The organism is Polyangium jinanense, from assembly GCF_028435265.1.
GTDB lineage: Bacteria > Myxococcota_A > Polyangia > Polyangiales > Polyangiaceae > Polyangium > Polyangium jinanense.
Genome location: NZ_JAGTJK010000015.1, coordinates 93050 through 117712, shown reverse-complemented (window position 1 = coordinate 117712; position 24663 = coordinate 93050). Strand labels below are relative to the sequence as shown.

The window sequence follows — 24663 nt, the reverse complement described above, 5'->3', positions numbered from 1 at the left end:
CCTACCAAAGACCCGTGGCAGCCGTGAAGCCCGATGATCAGGCGAGCGGCGGGCCGAGCGAGCGCGCGAGGATCGCTTCGAGCTCGGGGTCCGTGAGGTCGATCGGATTCGAACGCATGCTGCCCGCCCGCGAGCCGGCGATGATCGAGGCGAGGTCGGTCTCGGAGACGCCGTACGATCGGAGCGACGGGACACCGAGTTTGTCGCGTAAACCTTGAAACGCGTCGGCGGCGCGCTCGGGGCTGCGATCGGGGGCGTCGGGGGGCAGGAGGAGGTCGGCGACCTCGTGGGCGCGGGCGAGAGCCGGGTGGCCGGGCGCGCGGGCGCGCAAGGCGGCGACGTTCGTGGCGAAGGTGGCGGGCAAGAGGCAACCGCAGCCGGCGCCGTGCGGGACGCCGCAGAGGCCGCCGAGCGGCGCGACGAGGCCATGCACGGCGCCGAGGCCCGCATTGGCGAGCGCAATGCCGCCCCAGAGCGCCGCGAGCGCCATGGCCTCGTGCGATTCGTCCGTGGCGTGATCCTCGGCGAGCACGACGAGCGCGCGATAAGCGAGCGTGATGCCGGGGACGACGAGGACGTCGGTCATCGGCTGCGCGCCCTTCGAGAGATAGGCCTCGACGAGGTGCGTGAGCGCGTCGAGCCCGGAGGAAGCCGCGACGCTCTTCGGCGCCGTGGCAATGAGGGAAGGGTCCACGAGGGCGACGCGCGGGACCATGAGATCGCTGCGAATGCTGCGCTTGACGCGGAGCTCGGGGACACGAAGGACGCTGTTTTTCGTGACCTCCGAGCCGCTGCCCGCGGTCGTGGGGACGGCGACGAGCGGCAAAGGCGTCTTTTCGATCGTGCGGCCCGCGCCCACGGCTTCGACGTAATCGATTGCGGAACCCTCGTTCGTCGCGAGCGCGGCCGCCGCTTTCGCGGCGTCGATCACGCTTCCGCCGCCGATCGCGAGGATGACGTCGTGGCCACCTTCGCGGGCGATGCGGGCGCCTTCGTCCGCGACCGCGAGGTCGGGCTCGCCGTCCACGCAGAATCGCGCCATCGATACGCCCCGCGCGCGGAGGCCCTCTTCGATCGCGGCGAGCTTGCCGGAGCGTTCGAGCGAGCTTTTGCCGGAGACGAGGAGGCAACGCTTGCCGAAGCGGGCCACGGCGGCCGGAGCTTCGCCGAGGGTGCCCGCGCCAAACTGGATCTCGGGCGCCGTGCGGAACGAGAACTTCACGGGATCACGCGGTTCGTCAGGCCCAGGGCTCGGGGAATACGGAGGCGTATTTCTCGGAGGCGCGTGGCGCGGCCATCATCGGCGCGACGCGCTCTTTCCAGCGGAGGTAATGCGCGGTCTGCTGGTGGGCCTTGAAATCGGCCTCGGTCTGGTAGACCTCGTACAGGAAAAACCGCGTGGGATCGTCGTTGGCGCGGAGGACGTCGAAGCGGGCGTTGCCCGGCTCGGTGCGGGTGCCGCGGGCGTTGTCGAGCGTCGCCTCGAGGAAGGCGTCGACGTGATCGGCGAGCACGGAGACCTTGACGCAAACAACGTACATGACGAGCTCCCTTCAGCGTTGCGGCGCGACAAGCAGCGGCATGAGGCCGTCGAGCTCCGCCGGAGAGAGCAGGGGGCGGAGCGCTTTGATGAGCTTCTCGGCGACGACGGGATCGTCCACGCTCGAAGAATCGAAGCTGCGGAGGTTGACGCCGGTCACGAGGATGAGCCGCGAGATGAAGAACGATCCGTGCTTCTGATCGAGGAGGCGCACGGCCTGGTAGATGCCGCCCTTGGTACGACGAACGCCCGAGCTCGGTTGGCCCGACGCAGGGGTGCTCGAAGGACCACTCGTCGGCACGGTCCCCGACGAAGGCGGGAGGCGACTCGACGGCACGCTCGGCGGCGTGGACCTGTCCCCCCGCACGGAGATGGGCACGGCGTCGAAGCCGCGCGCGATCACGCCCGAGAACGATGTGGACGTAGGCGGCTGGCTGTCCGGTCCCGTGCGCGGATCATCGACGCCCGGATCGCTCCGGCGAGGGCCACGATCCGGAGGTCTTTGTGGATTGCTCACGGCTGCGATTTTCGGACAACACGGGACCAAAGTCCATGAGGAACCGCCAGGCGTGTGCGTGAGGGAGGACACGGAACATGCGGGTGACGTTCGGAGCGCCGGGGATGTCCCGTGTTGGGTGGAGACAAACCGAGGCGACAACCGCCGACGTTCGCGAGGGCGAACAGGCGAGGCTCCACGTTCTTGACTTGCCGTACGAGTCGGCTGAGATGGCGCTTCATGAGCCAGATGCCCGTCAAACCCGGCGATCTCCTGGCGCGGAAGTATCGCGTGGAGCGCGTGCTCGGCTCGGGCGCGATGGGCGTCGTCGTGGCCGCGAGGCACGTGGATCTCGGGCAGCTCGTCGCGGTGAAGTCACTCCTCACGGGTCGCGTCGTGAGCCCGGAGCAACGCGAGCGGTTTTTGCGCGAGGCGCGCGCCGCGGTGCTCTTGAAGAGCCACCACGTGGCGCGTGTGCTCGATGTGGGGGCCGACGAGAACGACGCGCCGTACATCGTGATGGAGTACCTCGACGGGCAAGACCTCGCCGCGACGCTGAAGGCGCGGAGGCAACTGCCGTTCGAGGAGGCGGTGGAGCTCGTGCTGCAAGCGTGCGAGGCCGTCGGGGAGGCGCACGCGGCGGGGATCGTGCACCGGGATCTGAAGCCGGCGAACCTGTTCCTGACGCAAGACGTGAGCGGAGCTCCGTGCGTGAAGGTGCTGGACTTCGGGATCTCGAAGCTCATGGGATCCGACGTGGCGCTGACGCACGAGTCGCAGATGCTCGGCTCGCCGCTCTACATGTCGCCGGAGCAGATGAACACGCCGAAGAGCGTGGACGCGCGGAGCGATGTGTGGGCGCTCGGGATCATTCTGTACCAGCTCGTCTGCGGGAAGACGCCGTTCCATGCGGAGACGATCCAGGCGGTGTGTGCGCTGGTGATCGCGGGGCAACCGACGCCGCTGCGGCAGTACCGAGCGGACGCGCCGGCAGGGTTCGAGGCGGTGATCCTGCGGTGCTTGGCGCGGAATCGGGAGGAGAGGTTTCGCGATGTCGGGGAGCTGGCAGCGGCGCTCGCGCCGTACGCGCCGGCGCATGCGCGGGTGTACGTGGAGCGGGTCGGGCGGGTGGTGGCGTCGCGGGGATCGCGAGGGGGGTCGTCGGCGGAGATCGTGGTGGCGGCTGTGACGGCGGCCGAGGCGACCGTGCCGCTCGCGGCATCTCCGGCGCCCGTGGTGGCGAGCTCCGGGCGCAAGAGGCCGGTATCCGTGGGCGTGTTGATCGCGTCGGGTGTCCTCGCGGCCGTGGTGGCGGGGCTGCTCGTGGTCTTCGTGCTCATGAAGCGCCCGGCGGTCGCGGAGCCGGAAGCGCGAGCGGAAGCGAGCGCAGCGGCGGGAGCGGTCGCGAAAGCACAACCGGCGATGGTCGCCGAAGCGGTGGCCGTGGATGCGGGGGCGGACGCGGCGGACGAGCCTGCCGCCCCGCCGCTCGTCTCGCCGGCGCGTGACGTCAGCCCGGTGAAAGTCGCTCCACCTCCGAAGCCGCTCACGCCGGCCAAAGCGGCCCCACGGCCCGCGAAGCGCAACGACGATCTCTACAATCCGTGAAGCAACCGCTTGCCAGGCGGCCCGCGATGGTGCGGAGACGTCCGCAAGCGGCTTGCGAGCCCGGGCGGGATGGCGCCGGAGCGTCTGCAAACGACGGAAACCTGTTCCGCACCGTCGCGGCGCGTGCCGGGAGCCGTTTGCGAAGGGTCCTGCATCGAAGCGGGAGCCGCCCTCAGGCGCCTGCAGAGGTCTCCGCACCATCGCGCGAACGTCTTGCAGCCGTTTGCAGACGCTTCCGCGCCATCGCAGGTGCGTTTTCCGACGCTTGTGGCGCCGCCTGCGCCTTCGTCGGGGTTCAGGGCGTGGCGTCTGCCTCGGTCGTCTCCGTCGCGGCTTCGGACTTGCGGGTCTTGCGCCACGGGATCGTGAACAGGACCGTCTTCTCTCGGTCCTTGAGGATGTTCTGGATCGCGCCGAGCTCGGCTTCCCGCGTCTGCGAGAGCTCGGACTTGTAGAGCGTGAGCGCCACCTTTCCGCTCTGGAGGGCGAGGCGCGTCGCGTCTTCTTTCTTGTCGGCGTCGTTGAACTCGGCGAGCTCCATTTCGAGTTTTCCGACGAAGGCGAGGCGCAAGGGATCCGCCTCGGGGAGCGCCTTCAGATTCGAGAGGGCGGCGCCCGCTCGCTCGGCGAAGGTCGCGGCGGTCGCGCGGCGGAGCACGGAGGGGGCCTCGGGCAGGAGGGTGAGCACCTCCTTGGGGTTCTTGACGGCCATCGTGCGGCGAAGCTCCGTGTAGACGTCGATGACATCGAGCTTCTCGGCGTCCTCGATGGCGCGGGCGCGAATCTGCTCGTCCTCGGCTTTTCGCAAATCCGACAGGCGAGAATCGAGCTGCCCGACGACGGCGTCGGCCTCGGCGCCAATGGCAGCGAGCCCCGGATAACGCTTGGCGAGCGCGCCGCACATGGCGCCGCGGCGAATGAAATCGTGGCGATAGATGTCGATCGGCGTCTCTTCGATGTACGTCTGATAGGTATTGTTTGCCATACGGGTGGGTCGGAGGGTATTTCCGTGCGGTTACGGCCGTCAAGCGGCATCCCTCATCCCTCGCGCGTGTGCTGACGAGCGGCGCGGGCCTTGGTAAAGTGGTCGGTGATGGGCTCGAAGTCGTCGTGGATCGGGGTTGTTTTCGCCGTGAGCCTGTGTGTCGGGCCAGCGCATGCCGGGCCGGCGGAGGATCGCGCGGCGGCAGATGCGTTGTTCCAGGAGGCGCGGGCGCTCGCGAAGGAGGGGCGTCACGCGGAGGCATGCCCGAAATTCGCCGCGAGTCAGAAGCTGGATCCACGGCCGGGGAGGTTGCTCGCGCTGGGAGATTGTTACGAGACGGCGGGGCAAACGGCGAGCGCATGGGCGACGTTTCGGGAGGCGGCATCCGCGGCGCAGGCGGCAAAGGACGAGCGGCGGACGGAAGAAGCAGTGCGACGGGCCGGGGAGCTCGAGCCGAAGCTCGCGAAGCTGGTGGTGGAGGTAGCGCCGGAGGCGAGGGTCGCGGGGCTCGTGGTGAAGCGGAACGGGAAGGTGGTGGAGGCGGAGGTGTGGGGATCGGTGGTGCCGGTGGATCCGGGGGAACAGAGGATCGAGGTGACGGCGCCGGGGAAAAAGGCGTGGGCGGAGAAGGTGGTGGCAGGGGAGGGGGCGGTGACCAGGGTGAAGGTGCCGGCGCTGGGGGATGAGGTGAAGGTGGAGCGAGTGGCGTCGGCGAAGGAGGAGGGCGCGGGGAAGAGTTGGGCGCTCCTTGCGGTGGGCGGCGGTCTTGCCCTCGCCGGGATCGGGACGGGGATTGGGCTTCTCGTTGCTGCGAATGGTGCGGACGAGGAAGCCGACGCGCTCGACGCCTCGATGCCGGACGCGGCATGCGATCCCGCACACCCGGAGCACGCTGCGAACAAGGCGACGTGCGCGACATTGCTCAGCACGTTGCAGCGGAAAGATACGTTTTTCAACGTTGGCACGGGGGCCCTCGTCGTGGGTGGCGTCCTCGCCGTGGGCACGGTGCTCTATGCGTTGTGGCCCGCGGAGAAGCGCACCACGACTGGACTCACCTTCGTGCCCACGGTGACGACCACGTTTACGGGGATCGCGGCGAGGGGCCAGTTCTGAACGAGGAGACATGCTCATGCGCACACGTCACGCGGCCCTTGCCTCCCTGGGTATCCTCATTGCCGCGAGCTTCTGGCAGATGGCAGGTTGCTCGCTCGCAGCGGATGATTGCAGCCGTAACAACACCTGCGCGGAGGACGGCAAGCCGTACCAAGGCGGCGCAGAGGTTCCGGAAGAGTGCAGGGCGCTTCCGAGCGCAGAGCCATCGGTCATCAAGGATGAATGCGGGGTCTTCGTGAGCGCGTTGGCGGCGGATGGCGGCGATGGGACGAAGGCCAAGCCGTTCAAGAGTCTGCAAGCGGCGGTCGACAAGGCCAGGACGGTGACGGCTCGGATCTATGCGTGCGCGGACGGCGACTATGCCGAGCGCGTCGACGTGCCGGCCGGAGTCTCCATCTTCGGCGGGTTCGATTGCCAAGGCGCCGAGTGGAATTATGACACGACCAAGAAGGCGAGAATCAACCCGCCGGAGCCTGCGTCCCCGGATGAGGTGCAAGCATCCCTGCGGGTCGTCGGGGCTCAGACGACTCGGCTCGAGGATCTTCGTATCGAGGCGGCGAATGCGACGTTGAAAGGGGGTTCGGCGATCGCCCTGATCGTCGACGGCGCGACCGTGAATTTCGTGCGGACCGAGCTCATCGCCGGGAACGGCAATGACGGCGCGCAGGGGGTGACGCCAACGGACGACATTGGACCCTCCGATCCCGATGATCTCAACATCCGTGGCAACAGCGGCCAAAACGCTTGCATGGGCGGGGCCGGCGGGAACCCTGGGGGCGCCGCCAAGGCCAATCCGATTTGCAACGAATCGAGCGGCGGCAAAGGTGGCAACGGCCAGGAGACCTCGGGCGACGTGGGAGGGGATGGCATTCCCGCTCCCAACCCCAATCCGAACAACCGGGGGGTCGGCGGCCTTGGAGACACCGGTGCGGGGGATTGCGAAACCGGTCAGCCTGGCGCCAATGGAACGATTGGCAGCGACGGAGCGGGAGGCATGAACGACGGAGCGCTCGATGCCAGCAAGGGGCACATCGGCGTGAGCGGTCAGCCCGGTGGAAAGGGTACGATTGGGCAGGGCGGCGGTGGCGGCGGTGGTTCGAAAGGCAAGTCGGGCTGCTTTGGCGCCAGCGGCGGGGGCGGTGGGGCCGGCGGCTGCGGCGGAAACGGCGGGTTCGGAGGGATGGCCGGTGGTTCGAGCATCGGAATCGTGAGTATTGGCGCCACGCTCTCCTTCCAGATGGTCGGCATCACGACGGGCGCCGGGGGCTACGGTGGGGATGGCGGTTTCGGTCAGGCCGGCGGAAACGGCGGGAACGGCGGGAACGGCGGGAGCGGTGCAACCATGGGAGGCGCAACTCCCTACGGCTGCAACGGCGGTCCCGGGGGCAATGGCGGAGACGGCGGCACCGGCGGCGGCGGCCGCGGTGGTCATTCGCTCGGGATCGCGTACAGGGGCGGGAATGTCTCGGAAGCCGGTGCCACGATCACGACGGGCACTGCGGGGCCGGGAGGAATGGGCGGAGGGGCTATGGGAGGTGTTCAAGCCCCCCTGCACGGGTTTCCTTGATCCGATGCAGGCGCGACGAGGCGCCTCCCCTATCAGAACGCCACCAGCTCGCCCGTCGTACCGTTTGCCCCGGCGTTGCTCATGATGCCGCCGCCGAGGCCTCCATTGCCGGGGGTGCCCGGGGTGATCATCGTGCTGCCCCTCTTCTCGGGCGCTTTGCCAACGTGGGCGATGCCAACCGACGGCCCACCAGCACCACCGCCGCCGGGGCCACCATTGCCGCCCTCACCGCCGGCCCCGCCGGCGCACGCGCTGTTGGACGAACCCGACTTCAGGCCTCCAGACGCACCCGTACCACCGCCACCGCCGGTCTGCCCATCCCCCCCAGTACCACCACTCCCACCGGCCGCGGACTTCAATACACAATCCGAGAGCACGACCGATGCGTTGTAGCTCAGCAGCGCAATGCTCGCGCCGCCTCCAAATCCACCGCCGCCGCCTCGACCACCGCAGCCTCCGGTGCCCCCGCTCCCCCCGCTCGCTCCAGCGCGCGTGGTCCCACCGCAAACGCCCTGAGCCCCCCTGGCTCCACCACCACCGCCGCCTCCCTGGCCAGGCTTGCCGTACTCGCCCGCCATCCCTGATGTCGGGACATAACCAGTGGCATCAATCTTACCCGCGGTCGCGCCGGCGCCGGGCCCTCCCTTGTCGCCGGATTGTCCCGGCGTCCCATTGCCATCGTTCGCGCAACTCCAGGCGCCCGATTCGAACTCTCCAACTCCTTTTTGCCCGGCCGAGCCCGCCGGAGCGCCATCCGCTCCATCGCCTCCCGCGAACGCCATGAAGGACGGCGAGGTCTGAACGGTGCCGCCGTCCCCACCTTCGCCGCCAACGCTGGTCGAACCGTCCGGGCACATCTTCGTCATGGCTGCCCCGCCGGGGTTGTCCGCACCGGCCTCGCAGATCCCTTTGCCGGGATTACCAGACGACCCATTCAGTGTGTCGGGGTCATCGAGCGGAGTTTCTCCTTCCGCTCCGCCCTGCGCATTGTTGCCTTCCATGTTGCACCGCGAAAAATCCACGGTCGCTTCATTGGCGAATACCGCAATGGACGACTTCGCAGGCTGCATGGCGTCGGGGGGCAGCCCACTGTAATCCGGTGCCCGCGCCACGATGTCTTGGACCAGAAGGTCTCCTCCGCCGCTCACCCGCAGCGGAACCCCATCCTTCGGCGCGATGATCGCACGTTTTGCCGAATCGACCACATACGCCCAACCATTCGCACAGTCGAATCCGCCGAAGAGGGACACGCTATCGGCCTTGGCTTCTTCTGCGTACGTTTCCGCGCAAGCATAGACCCGAAATTTTGCACTCTTGGCCGCGTCGAGCCCCGCTTGAAGCGACTTGAATGGCTTGGCTTTGGTCCCATCTCCGCCATCCGCAGCGGATGAGCTCACGAAGATGCCGCACTCGTCCTTGATGACCGAGCTGTCTTCGCTCGGGAGCGCTTTGCACTCGGGCGAGACCTGTCCACCGCCGCGATATTCGTCGCCGTTTCGCAGGCAAATGCCATTCTCGCTGCAATCGCTGGAATACGAAGCACATGCCGCGAACTGCCCCATCGCGGCACATACCAGAACTCCGAGATACGCAAGGGACTTGTGTAGGGTGCGCATCGGCATGTCTCCTCACTTGCTGGAAGCCAAGGGAACGCGTCGATCTCGAAGGGATCGACGAACGAGACGCGGGCGGTCTCCTCAGAAGCGCCCGGACGCCGACAAACCTGCGAACGTGGGTGCCACGATCGGAAGCACGTCGAGCCCCGTCGTCGGGGACTTCTTCTTGGGCCATAGCGCGTAGGCCACGGTTCCCGCTGCGATCACCCCGCCGGCGATGGCCACACCCACGCCGACGTTGTGAAGGGTATCCGTCTTGCCGAGTTTGTCCTTGAGCTCGCTGCACTGGGCCGTGTACGTGCCGTGCTGCGGATGCGCGGTGTTGCAGACCGCCTCGGGGATCGAATCGCGAAGCGCGCGCGCAGCGGTCAGCTCGCTCTGGCCTGCCACGATCAGCCCAATCCCCGTCCCAATCCCGATCACCCCAAGCCCCGCGCCCACCGCGATGAGCGCCACACTCTTCCCCCCCGGCGTCCCCCCAATCTTCGGCGCCAGCACCAGACTCACTTCCTGCGCCTGCGCCTTCTCCACATCGACCGTCTTCAGCACGTCATCGTGCCCGGGCAGCTTCGCCTCGATCACCCGCTTGCCGGGATCCACGAAGACCGCCTTCGCCAGCGGCGCCTGACCCACGAACCGGCCGTCCACGTAGATCTTCGCGCCGCCGATGTTCGTGCCGATCGTCACCGTGCCGACGTGCTTCTTCGCCTCTTCCAGCCGCTTCTGCAGCGCCTCGCGCACCTCGGGTTTCCCGCCCGCCGGGAACTCCTCCAGCGCGTACGAAAGATGCTCCGCCGCGTCGCGGTGCTGGCCCAGCGTCATCTCCACATCGCCCAGATTTCCCGCGAGATCGAAGCTCTTTCGCAGATCCCACGCGGCCTGGTACGACGCCTCTGCCTCGGCCCACTTCTGCTCGTCGAAGAGCTTGTTGCCCTTCTCGAAGAGCTCCGCCGCCCGCGTCGCGTCGTCCGCGTAGGCAGGCGATGCACCCGCGACCAGGAGCGCGAAGCTCATCGTCGAAAGCAGTGCCTTGGTTCGCATGCTCATCCCTCCCGAAGCTCCCTAGAAAAGTCGCCGCGGTGCCGAAGCCGTCGTGGTCGGCGCGGCCGTCGTGGTCGGCGCGGTCTTCGTGGTGGTGGTCGTCGTCTTGCGTGGCGTCGTCGCGACCGGCTTGACCCCCGGTTGCGCAGGCGCCGTCGTCGTGGGCTCCGCCGCCGGCTCTTCCGCGGGCGTAGGCTCCGCCGTCGCCGCGGGCTCGGCAGGTGTGGGCTCGGCAGGCGTGGGCTCGGGCGCCGCTGGCTCCGCGGTCACGGGAGGCATCGGGATCTTGCCGGGCGTCGTCGGCACCGTGACGGCGATCGGCGCGCTCGACGAGACGCCCGCCTCGTTGCTCCCGCTCGACACCCTGCCGCGCAAGAGATACGCCGCGCCGCCGCCGAGCAGCGCCGCGACGACCACCACGCCGATCCAGATCCCGATGCTGCGCCCGCCTTCGTCCTCGTCTTGCGACGCTTGCGGGGCCGCGGGGCGCGAGCCCGGCACGGGCGCTGCGGGGCCGAGTGACGCGGAGGGGAGCATCGAGCGATCGATGCCGGCGCTTGCCGTCCACGGGCTCGAGTTCGGGTCCGCGATCTCGGCTTGCGGGGGCGGCGGCGGTGGACGGAGGCCGCCGGGGGGCAGCTCCATCTTCGTCGTGGGCATGTGCCGCGAGTCCATGACCTCGACCTTCATGTCGGCCGCGATCCGCACCTTGGCCATGTCCATGGTCTTCAGGCGCTGCCGTCGCTTCGGCACCTCGATCGGCGCGACGTAGGCGCGTGCTTCGCGCTCGCCGTGCGAGGTGATCACGTTCTCGCCTTCGGCCGCCGGCGCCGCGGACGGCGCTGCGGGCGTGCCCGCGTCTGCTTGCGGGGCTCCGCTCGGCGGCTGAGCTCCCTCGCGATTGTCGGCGCTCACGCGCTCCCTCCCGGGCCTTTCACGATCCAAGTGCTCCGCCGGACCATGATGCCTCGGATCGCCGCGTCAGCGCCACCTTCCGATCGTTCGTTCACGTCGCTCGTCTGGCCGTCGCGCACCTTGACGGGGGTAGCTCAAGCGACCCCCTGACGCCAAGGGCGATCTCCGACGCAAGCCCTCAGAGCTCTTTTATGGCATGACGCTCGCCGTGCCCACGCCCCTGGCCAGCCGTCTTCCCGCCCCGGACGATGTCGATCCGACGCTCGTCTTCGACAGGTTCCTCGACTACGTCGCCGAGAAGGAGCTCGAGCTCTACCCCGCCCAGGAAGAGGCGCTGCTCGAAATCGTCGGTGGCAAGAATGTGATCCTCAACACTCCGACGGGGTCGGGGAAATCGCTCGTGGCCACGGCGATGCACTTCCTTGCGATGTCGCAGGGGAAGCGGTCGTTCTACACGTGCCCGATCAAGGCGCTCGTCAGTGAGAAGTTCTTCGCGCTCTGCCGGGATTTCGGCCCGGAGAACGTCGGCATGATGACGGGGGACGCGTCCGTGAACCGCGACGCGCCGATCATCTGCTGCACGGCGGAGATCCTCTCGAACATCGCGCTGCGCGAGGGGGAGCGCGCGGATGTCGATTACGTGATCATGGACGAGTTCCATTACTACGCGGACCGCGACCGCGGGGTCGCGTGGCAGGTCCCGCTGCTCACGCTGCCGCAGGCCACGTACCTGCTCATGTCGGCGACGCTCGGGGGCGCGGACGCGTTCGCCAAGATCCTCACGAAGCTGAACGGCAAGGAGACCGCGCTCGTGCGCTCGCGCGAGCGGCCCGTCCCGCTCGACTTCGAGTACAGCGAGAGGCCGCTGCACGAGGCCGTGCACGACCTCGTCCAGAAGGGGCGCGCGCCGATCTACATCGTCAACTTCACGCAGCGCGCCGCGGCCGAGGAGGCGCAGAACCTCATGAGCCTCGACTACGCGTCGAAGGACGACAAGCGCGCGATCGCGAAGGCGCTCGAAGGCGTGCGGCTCGACAGCCCCTACGGCAAGGAGTTCAGCCGCTTCGTGCGCCACGGGATCGGGCTGCATCACGCGGGGCTCTTGCCGAAGTACCGGCTGCTCGTGGAGAAGCTCGCGCAGAAGGGGCTGCTCAAGGTGATCTGCGGGACGGACACGCTCGGCGTGGGCGTGAACATCCCGATCCGCACGGTGCTCTTCACCAAGCTCTGCAAGTACGACGGCCAGAAGACGGCGATCCTCAGCGTGCGCGACTTCCAGCAGATCGCGGGGCGCGCGGGTCGAAAGGGCTTCGACGATCGCGGCACCGTGGTCGCGCAGGCGCCCGAGCACGCGATCGAGAACCTCCGGCTCGAAGCGAAGGCGGGCAACGACCCCGTGAAGAAGAAGCGCATCGTGCGCAAGAAGCCGCCCGAGAAGGGCTACGTGCACTGGGATCGATCGACGTTCGACCGGCTCATCGCCGGCGAGCCCGAGCCGCTCGTGTCGCGCTTCTCGGTCTCGCACGGGATGCTGCTCAACGTGCTCGGGCGCGAGGGCGATGGCTGCCGGGCGATGAAGACGCTCCTCAACGACGTGCACGAGACCCCGGCGCAGCGGCGCATCCACAAGAAGACGGCGCTCTCGATGTTCCGCTCGCTCGTGCGCGGCGGCGTGATCGAGCTCGTGCCGCTCGCCGAGCGCGACGAGACGGGCCGAAAGGTGCGCGTTAACGCGGACCTGCAGGAGGACTTCACCATCAACCACGCGCTCGGGCTCTGGCTCGTGGAGACGGTGGAGCAGCTCGATCGCGACAGCGACCTGTACGCGCTCGACGTGCTCACGCTGGTCGAGAGCATCCTCGAGAACCCCGAGCTCCTCTTGATGAAGCAGCTCGACAAGCTGAAGCGCGAGAAGATGATCGAGCTCAAGGCCGCCGGGATGGAGTTCGAGGACCGCGTCGCGGAGCTCGACAAGATGGAGTACCCGAAGCCGAACGCGGACTTCATCTACGAGAGCTTCAACGAGTTCGCCAAGAAGCACCCCTGGGTCGCGCGCGAGAACATCCGGCCGAAGTCGATCGCGCGCGAGATGTTCGAGGGGCTCTGGTCGTTCTCGGACTACGTGAAGGAGTACGAGCTGCAGCGGAGCGAGGGGCTTCTCCTGCGCTACCTCTCCGACGTCTACAAGGCGCTCGTGCAGACCGTGCCCGATCGCGAGAAGACCGACGAGCTCGACGACGTGGAGATCTTCCTCGGCGCGATCGTGCGGCAGGTCGACAGCTCGCTGCTCGAAGAGTGGGAGCGGATGAAGAACCCCGACCGCGTGATGGCGGTGGTCGAGGGCAAACCCGAGCCGAAGGAAGAGCAGTTCGACGTCACCACCGACACGCGCGCGTTCGTGGCGCTCATCCGAAACGAGGTGTTCGCGCTGGTGCGCGCGCTCGCGCGGAAGGACTACGTCGAGGCGACGGAGCTCGTGGAGGCCGGCGGAGAGGACTGGACGCCGCGGCGCTTCGAGGACGCGCTCGCGCCGTTCTGGGAAGAGTTCGCGGAGATCCGCACCGATCCGAAGGCGCGCAGCCCCGAGAACACGCAGATCCGGCAGTGGCCTTTCATCTGGGAGTTTTCCCAGGTCCTCATCGACGAGGAAGGCGAGAGCAGCGGATGGGCGCTCGAAGGCGTGATCGATCTCGACAAGTCGCGTGACGCGAACAAGCCCGTGATCTCTCTGCGCCGGATCGCTTCGTAGCTCGCGCTTCCGTACGTCCGGGGAGTGCTCCACAATGGCGCCGTGAAGACCTCCCTGACTTCGGAGAACCTCCCCCACGCCACGCTCGCGCGGCTCGCCCAGGCGAACCGCGACTTTGTCCAGGCCTTCCCCGGCGAGCCCTCGCGCAGGCAGCCGGTGCACACGGTCTACGGCGGGGCGCACCTCTTCAAGGCGCGCACGTGTCAGCGATCCGGCGAGGTCGCGCTCGACGTGATGCGCACGTACGCGCCCGATCCCGTGACGTTCGCCCGCGCGCTCGGCCTCTCGTTCGCGAGCGCGTTGCCCGACGATCCGGCCGCGCTCAAGGATGCGCCTGCTGGCTCGCCGGGATACCTCGCGCGCGTCGTGCACGAGCGCGTGCTCGAGAAGCTCACGCGTGAGCCCGTGGAGGACTTCCGCATCGACTTCGAGGACGGCTACGGAAACCGCCCGGATGCCGAGGAAGACGGGCACGCCGTCGCGGCGGCGGAGCAGGTCGCGGAGGCCGTGACGAGCGGGACGGCGCCGCCGTTCATCGGGATCCGCATCAAGCCACTGAACGAGGAGCTACGCGGGCGCAGCGTGCGGACGCTCGATCTGTTCGTGACGACGCTCGTGACCCGACTCGGCGGACGTTTGCCCGAGGGGTTCGTCGTGACGCTGCCGAAGATCACGGTGCCCGAGCAGGTCGAGGCGCTCGTGGCGCTGCTCGAATCGCTCGAAGCCGCGCTCGTGCTCCCGCCGAAGTCGCTCCTGTTCGAGGTGATGGTGGAGACGACGCAGTCGATCTTCCTGCCGGACGGGCGCGTCGCGCTGCCGCACCTGATGGCGCTGGCGAAGGAGCGATGCACGGGCGCGCACTTCGGGACGTACGACTACACGGCCGGTTGCAGCATCACGGCGGCGCACCAGCACATGGCGCATCCAGCGTGTGATTTCGCGAAGCACGTGATGAAGGTGTCGCTCGCGGGGACAGGCGTGCTCCTGTCGGACGGCGCGACGAACGTGATGCCCATCGGTCCCCACCGCGCGACGGAGGGAGGGACGCTCGGTGCGGCGGAGCTCGCGGAGAACCGCGCGGTGGTGCATCGGGCGTGGCGGCTCGCGCACGATCACATCCGGCACTCGCTGGTGACCGGGTTTTACCAGGGATGGGATCTGCACCCGGCGCAGCTCCCGGCGCGGTACGGCGCGGTGTACGCGTTTTTCCTGGAGGGTCTCGAAGCCGCGGGCGCGCGCTTGAAGGCGTTCCTCGACAAGGCCGCGCAGGCGACCTTGCTCGGCGACGTGTTCGACGACGCCGCGACGGGGCAGGGGCTCCTGAACTATTTTCTCCGCGCGATCGCCTGTGGAGCGCTGACCGAGGCAGAAGCCGAGCAGATGACCGGGCTCGGCTCGGCAGACTTCGCGACGCGTTCGTTCGTGAAGATCCTCGCGGCGCGGAAGGGCTGAGCTGAACGAGTCCCTCACCCCCAGCCCCTCTCCCTCTCGGGAGAGGGGAGATGGGTGGGTCAGCTCCCGCGGTAGGTCGAGAAACCGTACGGGTTCAAAAGAAGGGGCACGTGGTGGTGCTCCTCCGGCGCGCGGAGGAGGAACGTGATCGAGACGGTCGGGTAAAACCCTGTCGTGCCCTGCGCCGCGTAGTAGGCGCCCGTATCGAAGGTGATGCGATACGTGCCCGGCTTCGGGCGCGGCTCGGGCGGCAGGAGGTCGCGCAAGCGGCCGTCCGCGTCCGTCTTGCCGCGCCCGAGCACGACGTATTCGCCGCTGTCTTCGAGGCGCTCGAGCACGATGGAGACGCCCTCCGCGGGACGGCCGCGGCTCGTGTCGAGGACATGCGTGGTGATGGGGCTCGTGCTCATGGCGAGAGGATCTTCTCCAGGCGAAGACGAGTGATCTTTTCTTGTTCGCCCACGGCGACGCGGAGCTCGGTCTCCGCGTCGTTGCCGAGCCGCGCGCGCAGGATCGCGAGCAGCTCCTCGCCCGTCTTGCCCGTGGCGCAGACGAGGTAGATGCGACCGAACTTCGCCTCGTAGGCGCGGTTTCCCTCGGCGATCGCGGCGCGCACGTCGTCGGCCGATCGCGCGGCGCCGGCCTGCTCGTTCGCGGCCCATGCAGCCGTGGACTTCGAGGCCGCGGAGGGCTCGCCGATGCGGGGATGGTGCGAGAAGGCCTCGTCCCAGTCGGCGACGTCGAGCGCGTTCCAGTGCCGCGACGCCGCTTCGAGGAGGTGGGCGCGGCTCTGGAAAGGCCGCTCGTGGAGCATCCGATCGACCCAGCGGGCGCTGCCGCAGCAGCGCGTGAGCGCGACGCGCGCTTCGTCGCCTTCGAGGTCGTTCAAGGCGCGGCACTCGTCCACGGTGATGTCCTCACGTGGTGAGCGGCGCGCCGTAGAGCCGCAGCCGTGCGACGCCGCCGTCGGGGAAGATGCGCAGGCGCACGTGGCTCACGGGCTCGCTCGCCTGCAGCGAGAAGACGTGCCGCGTGTGCGCTTCGAGCTTCGTGCGCGGCAAGAGCTCCTTCCACGCGGCTGCTTCGAGCGCCTCGGGCGAGTCCTCTCCGCGGAGGAAACACCCTTCGAGCGAGCAGCTCTCGGGGTAGTTGCCCTTGAAGTGCGTCGTGTCGATGTCCGTGCGCACGAGCGTGCCTGCGCGGCCGAGGCGGACGATCGCCCAGTCGTGCCCCGGGCCGCGGCGCCTCTTGCTCTCCCAGCCGTCGCCCATGTCGCGCGAGGGGCCGGGCAAAAGGAGGTTCCGTCGATCCGAGAAGAACTCGTCGCTCGCGGCGATGACCACGCCGCCGTGCTCGACGGCTGCGAGATCGAGGACGCGGTGCTCGGAGAGGAGCAGGGCCCAGTCGGGCTTCACCGTGCCGTAGACGCGCAGGCGCGCGACGCCGCCGTCGGGGTAGATGCGGAGTTTTACGTGGGAGTAGGTCCCCGCGTCCGTGATCACGAAGAGGTTCTGCGAGCCCGGTTTGACCGCGGAGGGCGGCAGGATCTCGGTCCATGCGACGTCCGACCCGAGCAGCGCTTCGAGCGGCCGGTAGCCGGGCACGGACGTCGCCTCGATGGAGACGCGCGCCGGGGCGTTGCCGAGGAAGTGGCTCGTGTCGACGTCGAAGCCCGCGATGCGACCTGCGAGGCCGAGGCGCACGATGCACGCGTCCTCGCTGCCGACGCGACGGCGCCGCGACTCCCAGCCGTCCATCCACTTGCCCTGCTCGGTGTACTTGCCCGGGATGAAGACGGCCTTGCCGGGCTTGAGCAGGTTCTCCTTCGGCGCGAAGAAATCGTCGGTCGCCCAGATCGCCGCGCCGCCGAGGCGCTCCGACGCGAGATCGACCATCGTCTCGAAATCAGCCATCGTTTCCTCTTCGTTCACGCACCACGCCCCAGGAGCGGGACGCCGAGGGGCTCGTCACGGACGACGCCGTCCTCGTACACTGTTTGACCACGAAGGATCGTCGTCTTCACCTCGCCGCGCAGCGTTCGCCCGAGGTAGGGCGTCACCTTGTGGCGATGACGCAGGATCGAGGGCTCGACGACGAACGTGGCGTCGGGATCCCAGACGACGAGATCCGCGTCGAGCCCGGGCGCGATGCGGCCCTTCTTGTGCGAGAGGCCCGCGAGCCGCGCGGGCGCCTCGCACATCCACCGCGCCAGATCCGAGAGCGTCGCGCCGCGCTGGCTGGCCTCGGTCCAGATGAGCGACAAACCGAGCTGGAGCGAGGCGATCCCGCCCCACGCGCGCAGGAAGTCGCCTTCGTCCGGCAACTTGAGCCGCGGCGTGCACGGCGAGTGATCCGAGACGACGAGATCGATCGCGCCGGAGACGAGCGCCTTCCACAGCCGCTCGCGGTTGTCGCGTTCGCGGATCGGCGGCGCGCACTTGTACTCGGTGTGCCCTTCGGGGACTTCCTCGGCGGCGAGCAGGAGGTAGTGCGGGCACGTCTCGATCGAGAACGGCAAGCCCTCGGCGCGCGCGCTCGCCACGTCGTCGAGCGCGCCTGCGGCCGAGAGGTGCACGACGTGCACGGGGCCGCCGAACGTGCGGCAGAGCTCGACCATCCGGCGCACGGCGCGCTCCTCCCACGCCGGCGGGCGCGAGGCGAGGTACGTGGCGTAGCTGCGCGGATCCCCTGCGGCCTCGGGCGCTTCGCCTTCGAGCTCCGCGTGCACGAGCAGGGGCACGCCGAGGCGCGCGAGGATCGGCATCGCGCGGCGCAGGTCGCCCTCTTCGGCCATCGGGAAGTCGTCGATGCCCGAGTGCACGAGGAACGCCTTGAAGCCGAGCGCGCCGGCCTCGACGAGCGGCTCGAGCTCGCGCTCGTTGCCCGGCACGACGCCGCCCCAGAAGCCGTGATCGACCCACGTTTTACCCGCGGAGGCGCGGCGCTTCTCCTCCAGCGCCGCGCGTGTCGTGGTCACGGGGATCGAGTTCAGCGGCATGTCGACGACCGTGGTGATGCCGCCCGCGGCGCACGCGCGCGTGGCCGTCTCGAAGCCCTCCCACTCGGTGCGCCCCGGCTCGTTGACGTGCGCGTGCGTGTCCACGAGGCCAGGCATGATCACGCGGTCGCCCGCGTCGATCGTGCGCACGCCCTGCGGAACGGCCGAGGGATCAAGCACCGCGGCGATGCGGCCGCCGGCGATCGCGATCGCGGCTGCGCGCACGCCGTCGGGCAAGACGACGCGGCGGCTCTTCAGCACGAGGTCGAACGGGGCGGGATCGTGGCTCGTCATCAGGCAGGCAGCTTCGCCGAGAGGAAGGACTGGAGCTTGACGATGTTCTTCTCGTCGCGGGAGAAGCTCGGCGCTTGGTAGCTCTGTGCCCAGCCCGCGACCTCGTTCAGGAAGGCCGTCCGCGTGCCGTCGTCCTCGAGGATCTCGTCGACCGTGCGACCACGCGCGGCGCCGCGGGTCAGGTCGCGGACGTACCTTTCGAGGCGATTGTAGTCCTTGCCGAGCAACTCGACGATGAGCGCCTTGTCGGTCGCGAGCCTCTGGAGCGCGGGCGCCTCGGCGCGCACGGCCGGGTTCTCGTCGATCGCGAGCGAGGCCGCGACGCGCAGGACGAACGCGTCGTCGAGGTAGCCGAGATCCTCGATGCCATCGGGGATGAGGTCGAGCGACTTGAACAGGTAGTTGAGCCCCGCCGCGACGTAGCGCCGCGCCGAGAGGGGCGCCGTCGTCGACGCGAGGAGCTGCGCGACGTCGTGGGCGTCGGCGGCGAGCGTGCGCAGCCACTCGGGGAACGTGTTCAAGCAACGGGTCTCGAGCTCGGTGGTCATGAAAGGTCCTTTCTTCTCTCGGTCACGGGGCCTTCGGCTCGTTCGTTTTCGGCGGGGGTTCGGGGGCAGAGCTCGGCTCTGCCGAGCGGAGCCCCCGAGGTGGCGCGGGTTCGGGGGCAGAGCTCGGCTCTGCCGAGCGGAGCCCCCGAGGTGGAGAAGGACGCCAGCCGAGCACGCGCAGCGCGTTCAGCGAAAACAGCTTCAGGATCTCGTCGTCCTTGCGGCCACGCTTGGAAAGCTCGCGGGCGAGCGCGGGCAGGTGCGAGGCGTCCTCCATGCCCTCGGCCGGCTTGATGTCGCCGTCGAAGTCGCTGCCGATCGCGACGTGATCGATGCCTGCGACGGCGATCATGTGCTCGGCCTGGGCCACGACATCCGCGAGTGTGACCGCGCCGTCGGCCTTCACGAACAGCGAGTGGAAGTTCAGCCCCGCGACGCCGCCCGTACGACCGATCGTGCGGAGCTGTTCGTCGGTGAGGTTGCGCGGGACGTCGCAGAGCGCGCGCGCGTTCGAGTGCGTCGCGACGATGGGCGCGCCGTGCGCCTCGGCGATGGGGACGAGATCCCGGAAGCCCGCGTCGGAGAGGTGCGAGACGTCGACGAGCGCGCCTTTTTCGTAGATGCGCGCGGCGAACTGCTTGCCGAGGTCGGTCAGGCCGTAGTTCGCGCCGCCGCCGGTCGCCGCCGAGGCGAGCTTGTTGTTCCTCGCGTGCGCGAGGCTCACCAGGCGGACGCCACGATCGATGAAACGATCGATCGCGGTGATGTCCTCGGCGAACGCGCCCGCGCCTTCGATCGCGAGGAAGGTGGTGATGCGATCGGGCTCGGCGACGCGGGAGCGGAGGGGCAGGAAGATCGAGCTCGCTTCGACGATCGAGACGGCCGCGCGGTAGATCGCCTCGGCGTCGTCGATCTTCGGGCCGCCCTTGATCTTGTCGGAGATGTAGATCGGCAGGACGACGCCGCCGTAGCCGCCCTTTTGCAGCGCCTCGATGCGCGCTTGCCCTTCGGTGAGCTTGGGCGAACGGCCCTTGCCGTGGACTTGCCAGGGGACGTCGACGTGCAGGTCGACGACCATGAAATGTGGCGCAGGCTCGGCGGCGGCAGCGCCGCGCGGGCTCGCGAGGCTCACGACCAGCGACGCGGCGAAGGCGATCGTCGCGGCAAAGCGGGCCGTGAGCAGGAGCGGAGCCACGTCACGAGCCTCCCGCGAGGTAGCCGATCAGGATGCCGAGCAGGAGCGTGCCGATCGCGATTGCAAGGGCGATCGGCACGGGCACGCCGCCCTTCTGCTGCGGCAGGGGCGGCGGGGGCACGATCGCCACCTGCGGAGGCATGCGGGCCGCGGCCGTGGCGCCACGCGGCTCGGCGCTCATCTGCGTGCCGCCCGCGGGTTGCGGCGGGTAGAGCACGGCGGCGGGCGCGGGCGCGCCGTGGCGCGGCGAGGCTGCGGGATCCGTATCGGCGACGGCGAACGAGCCCGACACGGGCGCCATCGGCGGCGGCGTCTGGCCCGTCGGCAGGATGTCGACGACGGGCATCGCGGTCGTGGCCGCCGAGGCCAGCGTCGCGGCGCTCTCATGTTGTGGCTTCCAGCCGCCGTTCACCACGACCTCGGGCGCCTCGGCGCGCGCGAGGGCGGCGAGGACCTGGGCCATCTCCTCGGCGGTCTGGAAGCGCTTGTTCGGGTCCTTCGCGAGGGCGCGATCGAAGAAGGGCGTGAAGCGATCGAGGTGCGGGGCGAAGACCGTGATCGGGGTCGGGTGGCCGACGATGACGGCCGTGAGGCGCGTGAAGTCGTTGTCGGCGTCGAACGGAAGCTGGCCCGTGAGCATCTGGTAGAGGATCGTCGCGACGGACCAGAGATCGCTGCGCGGGTCGACGTTTTTCGCGCTCTTGATCTGCTCGGGGCTCATGTACCCGGGCGTGCCGATGAGCGCGCCGGTGCGGGTCTTGTTGCCCATGCCGCCGGCGGCATCCATGACCTTCGCGATGCCGAAATCGAGGATCTTCACGACCTCGTTGCCGCCCGGATCCTTGGCGACGAAGACGTTGTCCGGCTTGAGATCACGGTGGACGACGCGCTGCCCGTGAGCGGCGGAGAGGGCCGCGAGGATCTGGCTCGTGATGCGATAGGCCTCGGGCACGGGGACGATGACGCCGCCGTCGAGCTTGTCGCCGAGCGACTGGCCGCGGAGCAGCTCCATCACGAGGTAGGGCGAGCCGTCCTCGGCGACGGCCGATTCGAGGATCGGCACGACGTTCGGGTGCACGAGGTTCTTCGTGGCGGTGACCTCGGCGAGGAAGCGGTCGCGGACCTCGGGGATGCGGGTGAACTCCTCGTGGAGGAGTTTTACGGCGCGCTTGCCTTCGCCTTGCACGCTCTCGGCTTCGTAGACGGCGCCCATGCCGCCTTCGCCGAGCAGACGCACGAGCCGAAAGCGCCGGTTGAGGGTCGCGCCGACGAGCTTCTCGGCCGGGCTCGAAGTGGTCATGCGGGGCGAACCTTACCAGAACCGCTCCCGGAGTCGGAGTGGGCAGCAGATCCTCCGCCGTCTCCGGACATGGGGGGGTTCGGTTGGGCGAATCGCGCGTCCTCGTCTCCGCCCGAGGAGGGGCGGGATGCCGGCTACGGCTTCGAAGCGGGGGGAGGCGGAGCGGGTTTGTCCACTGGTGGCGGTACGAGGGCCGGCTCCGAGCCGTTCACCGCGGATGCAGCCGGCGTGGTCTCCGGCTTGGACCCGCTCCCCGGCTCATCCTCGATGAGCTTGGCATCATAAACGCATCGGAATCCCTGCTCCCAGACCTCACGCGCGCCGGCCCGGATCGTCCCCTCGTAAGCATTGAAGTTCTGACCGAGCACGCTGCTGAAGTTCAGGCCGATCGTCCCCTTCTTGTCCCCACGAAGGACCCACTCCGACACGTTTCCGAACATGTCGGAGAGCCCATTTTTCGATACGTCGTCCTTCCTCTCACCATCGCAGCAGGGGAGCCCTTTCCCTATGCACAAGGCTCCTTTCGCGGGGAGGGTGCCGTCCCAGGCATACCCTGCTCCCATGGCGACACGCAGGGCACGACGCCACTCGTCTTCGGTGGGCAGGCGCCCGCCTTTCCAGGCGCAGTAACTTTGAGCCTGCTGGCCGTTCACGCAGTTGATGGGGCATTCAGCCCGCACTTCGCATTCCCCCATGCCGGGGTATCCGCGGTGTGTGCACTGCTTTTGGCTGATGCATTCCTTGTAACCCTTGGCCGTGACCTCCGTCGGGTCGATGCAGAACGCGCCGCTCCCTTCTGCCGGGACTTCCACTTCGATGAGCACGCCACGCTCGCAAACGCTCCGCTGGGTCTTGGGCACGGTCGGTTGCGGCGACGGCGCAAGAGGTTCCGGCGGAGCCATGGTCGCCTGCAGCGGTGCCGTCGGCTGCTGTTCCGGCGCGACCTGGCTCGGCGTGTTTCCCCGTGCCGTCACGGTGAGCGAAACCACGAGCACGAGCGCGGTCAATGCTCCTGCCGCGATCGAGGCCCCACGCCATCGTTTGCTGGTCCGCTCGTGCTGCTCCGCGAGTCTTTGAAGCTCCTTGATCACCTCGGCCTTCGATGTCGAGCTCGTCTCCAGGGTACTCTGTTCGTCCTTGAGCCTTTGGAGCTCGTCTTCCAGCTCCGCCATTCTGCCATGCGTGTCGAGCAACTTCTGTCGAGCCTGCTCGGCGAGACCACGCAGCTCTTTGGAGCTCTCCTGCATGGCCTGGAGCTGCGTGAAGGTGTCCTTCAGCGCGGCCTCGGCGCTTTCGCGTTTCTCGCGCTCGTTCGATAGCTCTGCGGCAGCCCGCGCGCTCTCGCTCGACCCGGCGGCGGCCTTCTCCCGTATCGTCCTGAGTGTGGCCTCGAGTCGCGCGTGCTCCGCCTGGAGTTCGTCCTTCTCCTCCTGGAGCCGCCGTGAGCGCCCCATCAAGGTCTCGCAATGGGCTATCGTATCGTCGAGACGCGCCTGCAGTGCGTCCTTCTCCTCCTGGACCCCGCTCGCGGAGCTCAGCTGGGATAACTCTGCGTTCAGGGACGCGCATGTGCGTTCGAGCTCGTGGCACCTCTCGCGAAGCGCGTTCGTCTCTTTTGCAACGTCATCGGCCTCCCTGCGGGCGACGTTGAATGCGTCTCGTATGCCCTCCAGCTCGACCCTGTGGTCTTTCTGCAGGAACTCCAGGAACTGGCTCTTGGTTCTGTGCAGGAAATAGAGCTGGTCATGCGCATTGGCCAGGTCACGGGCTGCTTTGGCCGCCCCGCGCTCGTAGCCCGTCGAACGCGCCGTCGCGTACGCCCCCTCCACCCGCATGAGGCATCGCAGGATCACGTCGATCACCAGGTACCGGATCTCGTCATCCTGCGGCGTGGAGGGGAGGGGCATCTTCCCGAGCACGCCCATGTACGTCTTGCCGTTCCGGAGATTGGACAGCGCGTCCTCCATGGAACGGTTCTCCGACGCTGCGAATTGGGCCGCGTTACGAAGCTGCTGCACCACCAGCTCGTTCCCATCCGTGAGCAGCCATGCGGCGACACAACCAAACGAGAAAAGATCCGCGGGCGGACGGACCGCCTGGTTCGCCCAGAGCGCCCGTGTCCCCTGGGGCGACTTCGACGTGCCGAGGACGCGCAGTCGATAACGCCGCTCGACCGCCTCCTCTCGTTGCGCGGTCCCGCCGCCGGGGGGCTGCTGGTCGTCCGCGTAGCCGAGCACCTCATAGGCCCCACCTTGACCATCCCACACGTAATCGCCCTCGGCGAGCTCCGTTCTGCAGGCGATCTCGCACTCTTGACCCTCGACGAGCGACCCACTCGCGAGGATCCGCGCAGACGACTCGATGGCGTTGTTGACGCCGGTCACCTCGGGCGCGACGAAATGATGCCGTCCATGAATGACGACCGTCTCCCGCGGCAGCATGACGCGGCGGGCTTGACCGAAATCGATGACCGTCGGGACCTGGACCTGCGCCGCCTCCTCGTCGAGTCGCGACGAGAGCGAGACCATGACGTTCTCGGGGGCGATGTCGCTGTGAACATGACCGAGCCTGTGGATCTGCTCGAGCGCCTCCGCAATCTTCACGAGGCACGTGAGGCGCATGAGGAAGGTCTCTCGTAGCCATTCGTCCCTCTGCCGCTCGGGGTGGGCCAGCGTGAAGATGTCCCGGCCGCGATATCCTGGCCTGCGGCGCGCCAGCAGATCCCCGTATTCGCGGAGATTGACGTGCAGAAGCTCCAGGTAAATGCAGGGCCTGAACAGGAAGTTCACGGTGTCGCAGGGGCCGCGGTGCTTGCATGGCCGGCGGCCGAGGAGACGCCCGAAGGACTCGTCGGTCTTCTGGAACGTGTGATTGTCTCCTCCGCAGTGCAGGATGACGCGGTTTCGCATCCCCTCGGAGATCTCGCCTTCGTTGAACAAGGGCGCTTCGCACTCGGGACAACGTTCCACGACGAACACGTCGCCGCATTCCCCGCAGACGAAGGTGGGCGGTCGACGCCGTTCGACCCCCCGCATGCTCACGATGTTCCTGCGGCCCCGCAGATGGTCGAGCAGCTCGACCTCGCGCTCGAACGCGATGTTCGCGTCTTCCGGCGTGACATCGAGGAAGATTTTCGCCACGACATCCGATCGGACGGATCGATCTTCGCTGACGATGACCTCTTCCGCCTGGACGACCTGCGCATACGCGCCCTGGCCCATGCGAACCACCTGGAAGGCAGGGTCG

Annotated in this window: 20 protein-coding genes; 5 read left to right on the top strand and 15 right to left on the bottom strand. The window is 68.3% G+C overall.

Annotated elements, in window-relative coordinates:
- Positions 1–37: 37 nt before the first annotated feature.
- The 3 genes from KEG38_RS25830 to KEG38_RS25820 are packed head-to-tail and all read right to left on the bottom strand — an operon-like array spanning position 38 to position 2057.
- Positions 38–1222 (bottom strand): iron-containing alcohol dehydrogenase, encoded by a 1185-nt coding sequence (locus KEG38_RS25830; protein ID WP_272422566.1) that lies wholly within the window; start codon positions 1220–1222, stop codon positions 38–40.
- A 16-nt stretch (positions 1223–1238) separates the two neighbouring features.
- Positions 1239–1541 (bottom strand): antibiotic biosynthesis monooxygenase, encoded by a 303-nt coding sequence (locus KEG38_RS25825; RefSeq protein WP_272422565.1) that lies wholly within the window; start codon positions 1539–1541, stop codon positions 1239–1241.
- 12 nt (positions 1542–1553) lie between these two features.
- Entirely contained in the window at positions 1554–2057 is a 504-nt protein-coding gene (locus KEG38_RS25820; protein ID WP_272422564.1) for a hypothetical protein, read from the bottom strand.
- A gap of 219 nt (positions 2058–2276) precedes the next feature.
- On the opposite strand from KEG38_RS25820, the gene KEG38_RS25815 reads away from it, so the two are divergent.
- On the top strand, positions 2277–3644 hold the full coding sequence (locus KEG38_RS25815; RefSeq protein WP_272422563.1) for a serine/threonine-protein kinase: 1368 nt from the start codon (positions 2277–2279) through the stop codon (positions 3642–3644).
- A 295-nt stretch (positions 3645–3939) separates the two neighbouring features.
- Here KEG38_RS25815 and KEG38_RS25810 read toward each other — a convergent pair whose 3' ends face one another.
- Positions 3940–4629 carry a hypothetical protein gene (locus KEG38_RS25810; protein ID WP_272422562.1) on the bottom strand — a complete coding sequence of 230 codons (690 nt, stop codon included), beginning with the start codon at positions 4627–4629 and terminating at the stop codon, positions 3940–3942.
- 90 nt (positions 4630–4719) lie between these two features.
- On the opposite strand from KEG38_RS25810, the gene KEG38_RS25805 reads away from it, so the two are divergent.
- Together KEG38_RS25805 and KEG38_RS25800 are read left to right on the top strand one after the other, a co-directional pair.
- Positions 4720–5742: a tetratricopeptide repeat protein gene (locus KEG38_RS25805; protein WP_272422561.1), complete on the top strand. Its 1023-nt coding sequence runs from the start codon at positions 4720–4722 to the stop codon at positions 5740–5742.
- A gap of 16 nt (positions 5743–5758) precedes the next feature.
- Positions 5759–7309: a hypothetical protein gene (locus KEG38_RS25800; protein WP_272422560.1), complete on the top strand. Its 1551-nt coding sequence runs from the start codon at positions 5759–5761 to the stop codon at positions 7307–7309.
- Between the two features lie 32 nt (positions 7310–7341).
- On the opposite strand, the gene KEG38_RS25795 is transcribed toward KEG38_RS25800, so the two are convergent.
- The 3 genes from KEG38_RS25795 to KEG38_RS25785 form a co-directional block, all read right to left on the bottom strand.
- A complete protein-coding gene (locus tag KEG38_RS25795; protein ID WP_272422559.1) occupies positions 7342–8931 on the bottom strand; it encodes a hypothetical protein in 1590 nt (529 codons plus the stop codon).
- Positions 8932–9006: 75 nt separating this feature from the next.
- Positions 9007–9966 carry a PEGA domain-containing protein gene (locus tag KEG38_RS25790; RefSeq protein WP_272422558.1) on the bottom strand — a complete coding sequence of 320 codons (960 nt, stop codon included), beginning with the start codon at positions 9964–9966 and terminating at the stop codon, positions 9007–9009.
- 21 nt (positions 9967–9987) lie between these two features.
- The gene (locus KEG38_RS25785) at positions 9988–10881 is read right to left on the bottom strand and encodes a flagellar basal body-associated FliL family protein (protein ID WP_272422557.1); all 894 of its coding nucleotides are present in this window, start codon (positions 10879–10881) and stop codon (positions 9988–9990) included.
- Positions 10882–11077: 196 nt separating this feature from the next.
- Here KEG38_RS25785 and KEG38_RS25780 point away from each other — a divergent pair, with 196 nt between their 5' ends.
- Together KEG38_RS25780 and KEG38_RS25775 are read left to right on the top strand one after the other, a co-directional pair.
- The gene (locus tag KEG38_RS25780) at positions 11078–13630 is read left to right on the top strand and encodes a DEAD/DEAH box helicase (RefSeq protein WP_272422556.1); all 2553 of its coding nucleotides are present in this window, start codon (positions 11078–11080) and stop codon (positions 13628–13630) included.
- A gap of 42 nt (positions 13631–13672) precedes the next feature.
- The gene (locus KEG38_RS25775) at positions 13673–15082 is read left to right on the top strand and encodes a DUF6986 family protein (protein ID WP_272422555.1); all 1410 of its coding nucleotides are present in this window, start codon (positions 13673–13675) and stop codon (positions 15080–15082) included.
- Positions 15083–15141: 59 nt separating this feature from the next.
- Here KEG38_RS25775 and uraH read toward each other — a convergent pair whose 3' ends face one another.
- The 8 genes from uraH to KEG38_RS25735 all read right to left on the bottom strand — a co-directional run bounded on the left by uraH (position 15142) and on the right by KEG38_RS25735 (position 24638).
- Entirely contained in the window at positions 15142–15492 is a 351-nt protein-coding gene (gene uraH / locus KEG38_RS25770; RefSeq protein WP_272422554.1) for a hydroxyisourate hydrolase, read from the bottom strand.
- Positions 15489–15989, bottom strand: coding sequence for a 2-oxo-4-hydroxy-4-carboxy-5-ureidoimidazoline decarboxylase (gene uraD, locus KEG38_RS25765; RefSeq protein ID WP_272422553.1), 501 nt, complete (start codon positions 15987–15989; stop codon positions 15489–15491). The genes uraH and uraD overlap by 4 nt, the downstream gene beginning before the upstream one ends.
- 10 nt (positions 15990–15999) lie before the next feature.
- Positions 16000–16995 carry an allantoicase gene (alc, locus tag KEG38_RS25760; RefSeq protein WP_272422552.1) on the bottom strand — a complete coding sequence of 332 codons (996 nt, stop codon included), beginning with the start codon at positions 16993–16995 and terminating at the stop codon, positions 16000–16002.
- Between the two features lie 14 nt (positions 16996–17009).
- Complete coding sequence (allB, locus tag KEG38_RS25755) at positions 17010–18374, bottom strand: allantoinase AllB (RefSeq protein WP_272422551.1); 1365 nt, start codon at positions 18372–18374, stop codon at positions 17010–17012.
- Complete coding sequence (locus KEG38_RS25750) at positions 18374–18922, bottom strand: DUF1232 domain-containing protein (protein ID WP_272422550.1); 549 nt, start codon at positions 18920–18922, stop codon at positions 18374–18376. The genes allB and KEG38_RS25750 overlap by 1 nt, the downstream gene beginning before the upstream one ends.
- Before the next feature lie 22 nt (positions 18923–18944).
- Positions 18945–20117 (bottom strand): dipeptidase, encoded by a 1173-nt coding sequence (locus KEG38_RS25745; RefSeq protein ID WP_272422549.1) that lies wholly within the window; start codon positions 20115–20117, stop codon positions 18945–18947.
- A 1-nt stretch (position 20118) separates the two neighbouring features.
- Entirely contained in the window at positions 20119–21417 is a 1299-nt protein-coding gene (locus KEG38_RS25740) for a serine/threonine-protein kinase (protein ID WP_272422548.1), read from the bottom strand.
- Positions 21418–21551: 134 nt separating this feature from the next.
- A complete protein-coding gene (locus KEG38_RS25735; protein ID WP_272422547.1) occupies positions 21552–24638 on the bottom strand; it encodes an SUMF1/EgtB/PvdO family nonheme iron enzyme in 3087 nt (1028 codons plus the stop codon).
- Positions 24639–24663: the final 25 nt, after the last annotated feature.

Excerpts from the sequence above, each read along its gene's own strand:
- allB (WP_272422551.1), bottom strand. The coding sequence starts at position 18,374 with ATGACGAGCCACGATCCCGCCCCGTTCGACCTCGTGCTGAAGAGCCGC.
- KEG38_RS25780 (WP_272422556.1), top strand. The coding sequence starts at position 11,078 with ATGACGCTCGCCGTGCCCACGCCCCTGGCCAGCCGTCTTCCCGCCCCG.
- KEG38_RS25815 (WP_272422563.1), top strand. The coding sequence starts at position 2,277 with ATGAGCCAGATGCCCGTCAAACCCGGCGATCTCCTGGCGCGGAAGTAT.
- KEG38_RS25825 (WP_272422565.1), bottom strand. The coding sequence starts at position 1,541 with ATGTACGTTGTTTGCGTCAAGGTCTCCGTGCTCGCCGATCACGTCGAC.
- KEG38_RS25735 (WP_272422547.1), bottom strand. The coding sequence starts at position 24,638 with ATGGGCCAGGGCGCGTATGCGCAGGTCGTCCAGGCGGAAGAGGTCATC.
- alc (WP_272422552.1), bottom strand. The coding sequence starts at position 16,995 with ATGGCTGATTTCGAGACGATGGTCGATCTCGCGTCGGAGCGCCTCGGC.
- KEG38_RS25800 (WP_272422560.1), top strand. The coding sequence starts at position 5,759 with ATGCGCACACGTCACGCGGCCCTTGCCTCCCTGGGTATCCTCATTGCC.
- KEG38_RS25740 (WP_272422548.1), bottom strand. The coding sequence starts at position 21,417 with ATGACCACTTCGAGCCCGGCCGAGAAGCTCGTCGGCGCGACCCTCAAC.
- KEG38_RS25790 (WP_272422558.1), bottom strand. The coding sequence starts at position 9,966 with ATGCGAACCAAGGCACTGCTTTCGACGATGAGCTTCGCGCTCCTGGTC.
- KEG38_RS25795 (WP_272422559.1), bottom strand. The coding sequence starts at position 8,931 with ATGCCGATGCGCACCCTACACAAGTCCCTTGCGTATCTCGGAGTTCTG.
- uraH (WP_272422554.1), bottom strand. The coding sequence starts at position 15,492 with ATGAGCACGAGCCCCATCACCACGCATGTCCTCGACACGAGCCGCGGC.
- KEG38_RS25810 (WP_272422562.1), bottom strand. The coding sequence starts at position 4,629 with ATGGCAAACAATACCTATCAGACGTACATCGAAGAGACGCCGATCGAC.
- KEG38_RS25750 (WP_272422550.1), bottom strand. The coding sequence starts at position 18,922 with ATGACCACCGAGCTCGAGACCCGTTGCTTGAACACGTTCCCCGAGTGG.